Source organism: Fusibacter sp. (assembly GCF_057447755.1).
Genome location: NZ_JBVBZF010000218.1, coordinates 1 through 6,064 on the forward strand (window position 1 = coordinate 1; position 6,064 = coordinate 6,064).

Annotated in this window: 4 protein-coding genes; all 4 read right to left on the reverse strand. The window is 36.8% G+C overall.

All coding sequences use genetic code 11. The annotated features are described in order from the left end of the window. Positions 1-273: 273 nt before the first annotated feature. The gene (locus AC220I_RS16855; protein ID WP_486725030.1) at positions 274-2,106 is read right to left on the reverse strand and encodes a diguanylate cyclase; all 1,833 of its coding nucleotides are present in this window, start codon (positions 2,104-2,106) and stop codon (positions 274-276) included. A gap of 13 nt (positions 2,107-2,119) precedes the next feature. After that, positions 2,120-2,755, reverse strand: coding sequence for a C40 family peptidase (locus tag AC220I_RS16860; RefSeq protein WP_486725031.1), 636 nt, complete (start codon positions 2,753-2,755; stop codon positions 2,120-2,122). 98 nt (positions 2,756-2,853) lie between these two features. Beyond that, a complete protein-coding gene (locus AC220I_RS16865; protein WP_486725032.1) occupies positions 2,854-4,659 on the reverse strand; it encodes a GAF domain-containing protein in 1,806 nt (601 codons plus the stop codon). A 23-nt stretch (positions 4,660-4,682) separates the two neighbouring features. Beyond that, positions 4,683-6,064: flagellar assembly protein A (locus AC220I_RS16870; RefSeq protein WP_486725033.1), on the reverse strand; the 1,382-nt coding region annotated here is incomplete at its 5' end.

The window sequence follows — 6,064 nt, forward strand, 5'->3', positions numbered from 1 at the left end:
TACAACAACATTTGAGCCATCTTCGATGACTCAAACCAATTTTCGCTGACGCTGTTTGAGATTGAACATTTCTCATCACAGCTTTCGGCTCAAATTTTGTTGTATACAATAAAAAAGCCGATTGTAAAAGAATACAATCGGCTTTCGCTTTGTTTATACTTATCTTCTATTATCTACTTTATTATTGCCCTAATATTCAGTCTTAATATTCAGTCTTAATATCTAGTCTTAATATCTAGTCTTTAAGCTTAGATTACTTCCTAAAAAGGCGTGTTACATTCTATACAGCCTACACTGATTTCTACCACCAAGCTTGCCTTCGTATAAGGCCTTGTCCGCATTGGCAATTACTGCATCAATCGTGGTTGAACCGTCGTATTGACATAGACCAACTGTAATGGTAATGGGGGATTTAATGACAACATTGTACTTTGATCCTATGGATTCTCTAATCTTGTTAGAGAGCGTTAAGGCTTTATACTCGTTAGAACCGTATAAAATAATGAGGAACTCTTCTCCACCCCATCTGCCCACAAAGCCATCATCTCCCAGTGTAAGCTTCAAGCGTTCCGACAGATCTTGTAGGATTACATCACCTTTATCATGTCCATATGTGTCATTGACGATTTTAAACTTATCAATATCGGCAATTGCCACAAAAAAATCTTGTTTGTTCTGAATAAGCTCATCAATTTTTTGGAACATCAATCTTCTATTTGGCAGTTTTGTCAGATAATCCGTCTTAGACATCAAATCCATCTCCACAAGGGCTTCCTTGAGATCTCTTGTCCTATTTTCAACAATACTCTCCAGATTGGCATTTACGTGTTTGACTTCCGAAAGCATGAGCTCATTCTCTGCTGATAGCTTTTCTACATTTGAAAAGGCATTAGAGAATTTGGCAGATAAGGTATATGCCTGCAACATGATAAAAAGTGCCATTCCAAGTGGAATCAAAGATCCTTTATTGGATAAAGTCACTTCATATACAAAGTCGTTTAAGAAGGTAATTAGGATACATACAAAACCAAAGAGTACCCAGCCAGCAAAAAGAACATTTCTTTTTATGCCCACAATCAGTCGCAATATAGCATACCCCATTAAACTGAAATTTACCAGTGCATAAACTAAAATCCAATTGTCTATCCAGTTAAAGGGTGCAAACAAACCTATCGCAACAGATATTAAGGCCATATAAAAGCCCATCTGAACAAATCTTTTAGGAAAGAGCTCGTTAAAGGTATGGTATAAATAGGCAAATAGTGAAAAAACACCAATAAATACGGTTATATAAGCCAGTCTTGCATAGATGATAAAACTCATAGACAACAACATAGGCAAGACTCGACTGCCAATTAAGAGCATTCGAACTGCAAACATAATACAAAAAAGGCCAAAATAAAGGGGGCCTCGGTCTTTCTTTCTAATCCAATAGAGGCCTATATGATAGAGGCCCATGGTTAAGAGCATGCCAAAGAGAAACAAATCTTTTCCAGCGCTTAATTTTGAAGCACTTGTTATCTGGTGACCCAAGCCAATGGTCGGCCCAGTAATCGCACAATCCTCAAAAGAAAAATCTGATGCATGATAAATAAATTCCACACGATTGTCAATGGGCGAAAAATAACTTTCTAAAATGCCATAATAAGGGGATGCGCTTTCTGCATCGCTCCCGACGCCACCAATACCGCCCATATAAATCCCATTGGCATAAAGCTTATAGGCACTAAGAACGATATCCGTTTTTAAACCATATATCTGATTATTGGTCGGTAAATCAACCACTAGACGCATGGTTCCATAAAATTTATTGGAATCAAATGGTTTACTGGCTTTAATGTTGCTTTGATTGCTCGGAATATTTATATAGCGCGCTTCTGGTAGATTTTCACCCTTAAAATCATCCGAGGTCAAAAATGCATTATAATAAAAAGCCCACTCGCCTTCAAGTGGCACAACGCCATTCTCCTCAAAGGACCAAGCCCTTAGATCAAGATATCCTTCCGCCGGTTTTGGATGACTTACGACTGGCCTCATATCAAAAAATGCCACCATTGCAAGACTTATTATAAAAATCAATACTAAGAGGATTTGTTTACGCTTCATCATATCATTTCCTTTATTTTAAACGTGCACCATCCCATAAGTAGAAGGGCTTTAAAATTGGTAAATCCTTATCTTCATTAAAATCATTTGGACAATAACCATTGGCTACGTATGTTGGAGACAGTAGATTAAGTGCCATCAAAGTTTCTGCCGTTAATTGGCTACAAAAAGCCATGTCGTCAGGCATGGGCTTGTTAAATTTACGGCCTTCAATATAGTATTTGAGTAAATCTGGATCTTCAGGAAAAACCTTATCATGTGCGCTGTAGATAAAAGCTTTGAGTTGACTCAACTCTTCTCCTGTTAATTTTCTATTTATGTATTTCACTTTAAAATGGTTGTCATAGTGCTTGCTTATGTCGGTGTTAATTCTTTCTTCCAAAGAAATCAACATGACACCACTTTCTTTTGGTTTACCATTGATGACATCCACAATACCATCGCCTGAAGCGGTCGCTTCCCAAATTAAGGGCTCTTTCCCTTCAAGACCTATGTCTTCTGGTATAATGACCATACCCACATGCGACCAATATGACCATTCTATGAGTTCAATAATCTTACTAGACAGCTCTAGGCCATGGCATAAAATTAAATCACCTGTTTTAAGGTTATTTTTAACCTCACCATATGATATTTCTCTAACCATCATTACATCCCCTCTTTCATCTTCATAAATGTTATATTCATAGTATATTCTATATAAATCAAGAGTATCTGTAAATTGATTTTACATGATTTGTAAAAAAATTATAACAAAGCCATGGCAATGATGGATTTGACCTCTTCAAAATCAGGGTTTACACCTGTCACTTCATCAGCCAAATGGGGTGCAACTGAGCTTGTGGCAAAAACAACTAGTACGTTGTTGTAGAGAACATGGTCATACTCGTCATAAGCCTTCAAATCCGGGCTAACAAAAGGAATTATGTCAATTTTCTTAACAGACACTGTGAAGTTTATATGATAAAGGTCTGACTCTGCCCAATACCTTCTATGCAATCTCTCAATCTCATAATCAGGTCTTGGAATATAATGTGCATCATACTGCTCCTTCTTAAGCAATTGAGACATTACAGGACCAATACTGTTCACGAGCATTTCTATCATCGTCGTTTGTCCTTCGTGGAGTCTCTGTCTTGTCTTAATAACGACAATCATACCAATGGGTTTTTCAAACAATTGATTGGTAAAAATTGGCGCACAAATAAAACAATTTATATTAGCAAATTGTCTCACGAATGCCTCACCGAAAATCTCTTTAACATCAGAAAGTGTATAACAGCTCAAAATATCAGTGGATACCTGTGTCATCATTTGATTTATTAAACTTGAATCCAACTTGTCGTCTATATCACCAATTCCGCCCCTCACCTGTGGTTGAGCTTCATCGAAAGTAATTAAAAATCCAGTTTCTATGCCAAAGGTTAATTTCATCGCTGACAAAACCATGTCCGTTAACTCATTCATGTTTTCAGATGAGTTGACACTCTTTAAAATCCGGTTCATGTTCTTCATAAGCCCTAGCTGCAAACGCAACTCTTCTCTTTGGTCTTTGATGATTTCAAATCGGTTTGCATTGCTGAGTGCGATATACATAATGGATGTTATATCCTTAATGCGCTCCAGCAAATTAAGATCATATGCCTTGCCAGTCATTGATTTTCCGATGGTAACAAACCCCAATATGCGCTCCTTAACAATCAAAACCACATATTCTGCTTCAAGCAAATCAAGCTTTTTGACATCTTCAAAAATAAGACTGAGCTTTTCAGAATCCAGTCTTACATCAAAGACAGTCTGTTCCAAAAGCGGATGCGATGGATTGAGCCCAAAGGTTTCAAATACCTTAGCATTTGATCGAATGTTTTCATAGGATCGAATATTGATTAAGTTTTGTAAGTCATCATACAAACCGATGGTGGTCACAGAACTGGTGGTAATTTCGCGAATAACATCTACACTTGCCTGAAGTATACGCTCAACATTCAGTTCAGAAAGCAAGATTTTCATCGTCTGTGAAATCGAGTTCAAATTAAATATTTTACGGTCAATTTCCTTTTTAAGCTTTGCCCTTTCAAGGTACCGGGAGGCTTTTTCAAAGGATAAATTCATCAGATAATTGAATCTAATCAAGAAATCAAAATTGATATTTCTTTCCTCTTTTCCATCCGTACTGATAATAAATCCGTAGAGATGATCGTCAATAATCAATGGTAAAATTTTAGATACATTTAAATTCTCAATAAAGACATCATCGAAATATCGCCTCTGAATGGCTTTATCCACTAGTAAAAAGCCATTTCTCACAGCAAAATCATCATGCTTTTGAGTCCTCACGACTTGGTCCAAATGAACCATGTAGCCCTGGTGAAAGCGCACCGAAAAAACCTCATTACTTTCGTCTATTGTGTAAATAGCAGAAGCCTCAGGTTTTTCCAATTGATTAAATATACTAAAACCATATTCAACAATTTGTTCAATATGGAGGTTTTGCGAAAAGAAGTCAATACTGCTGAGCAATGACTCACAGTCATTTTTAGCATTACTTATCATATTTCCCCCGTGTTCATTACACATCAATCGACGACGTGAATTCTGTTATCCTTCACATAAAATGAACATTTCATCGTTTCTACTATTTGTCTCTGCAAGGTTTTAAGCTCCATCATTGTTTTAGGATATATTTGTTGATGAATCTTGATTTCGCCTTCACCCCGAGTTCTTAAAACATCCTCTAATCTTTCCGCCTGTCTTGATAAGAAGTTCAAATCATCTAAAAGGGTTTGATAGTTCTGAATAAGTGCACCATAGGTATTCTTAGCACGATCATCAAGTCGTTCCATATTTTCTTCAAAAATTTCAAGCTTGCGTTTCATCCTATTTGCAGAAGACAATAAATCTTCAAATTTCAACTTCATAGCGTCAAGCTCTGCCTTGACGTTGAGTCGTTCAAAACCCTCTACATTTACCTTTGTTTGTCTTTCTTGAGAGTTGCCAATAGAACCTGATACAATTTTATGCTTAGCATGTATTTCGCCACCAACAATTTTTCCCTTTGTCGGATCTACAAAAACTTTAGCCGCTTTTAAAAAACTATCAAAGGCATATAGGGCTATATGAATTTCATTCTCGGCTTCAAGATGCCCCTCGTTGACAAACTTTACGTATATTGAATCTTTTGCGATGATTTGGCCTTCATTTTTGCCATTGACACCACCCTGAATGAATACAGACCCATTGCGTGAAATAATCTTACCCACAGCGCCTACGCCTGTTTTGCCCTTTATTTCAATATCACCTGTTGCTTCAACAATAAATTTATCCTTAACAGTACCTGTTATGGTAACGCTTCCATCAAACCTTACATTACCAGTTTCATAGTCTACGTCACCTGAAATAATCAGATGATTTTCAACTTTAATTTTTTCTGCTTCAAAATTAACGGCCCCATTCTGTTTGGCTCTCAATACAAATTTATCATTTTCGAGTTTTTCTTCCACTGAGTTACGATCATATTTGAAATTATAATCTCTACCAAATCTCGCAGGGATACGATTTCCTCTAACAGTAATCCCATCTACGCCAGGTTGCGGCAGGGTTTTTTCTCCCAGCCAATCACCTTTAAAGACATTGTTGATAAGATCAAGTTCGTAATGGTCAGTGATCCCTGATTCACTTACCTTTGGCTTTCTTGATGCAATCTTATAGTACTGATACACCGAATCCACACCTGGTACTGGCAAAACACCTTTGGCAACCTCTATCTTTTTGTTTGAGATAAGGCCACCCTGAATCAAATCCGTTTGAATTCCAATTCGAACTTGTTCATTTTTCAATATTTCAAAAATCTCCATGGCGATTTTTGAAGCATTCTCCTCAATTTCAGCCTGTGGTATATTGAGTTTTATATAAGCAGACATTTCGTCTTGTGATAATTCAAATTCAATTCTATCCTTAA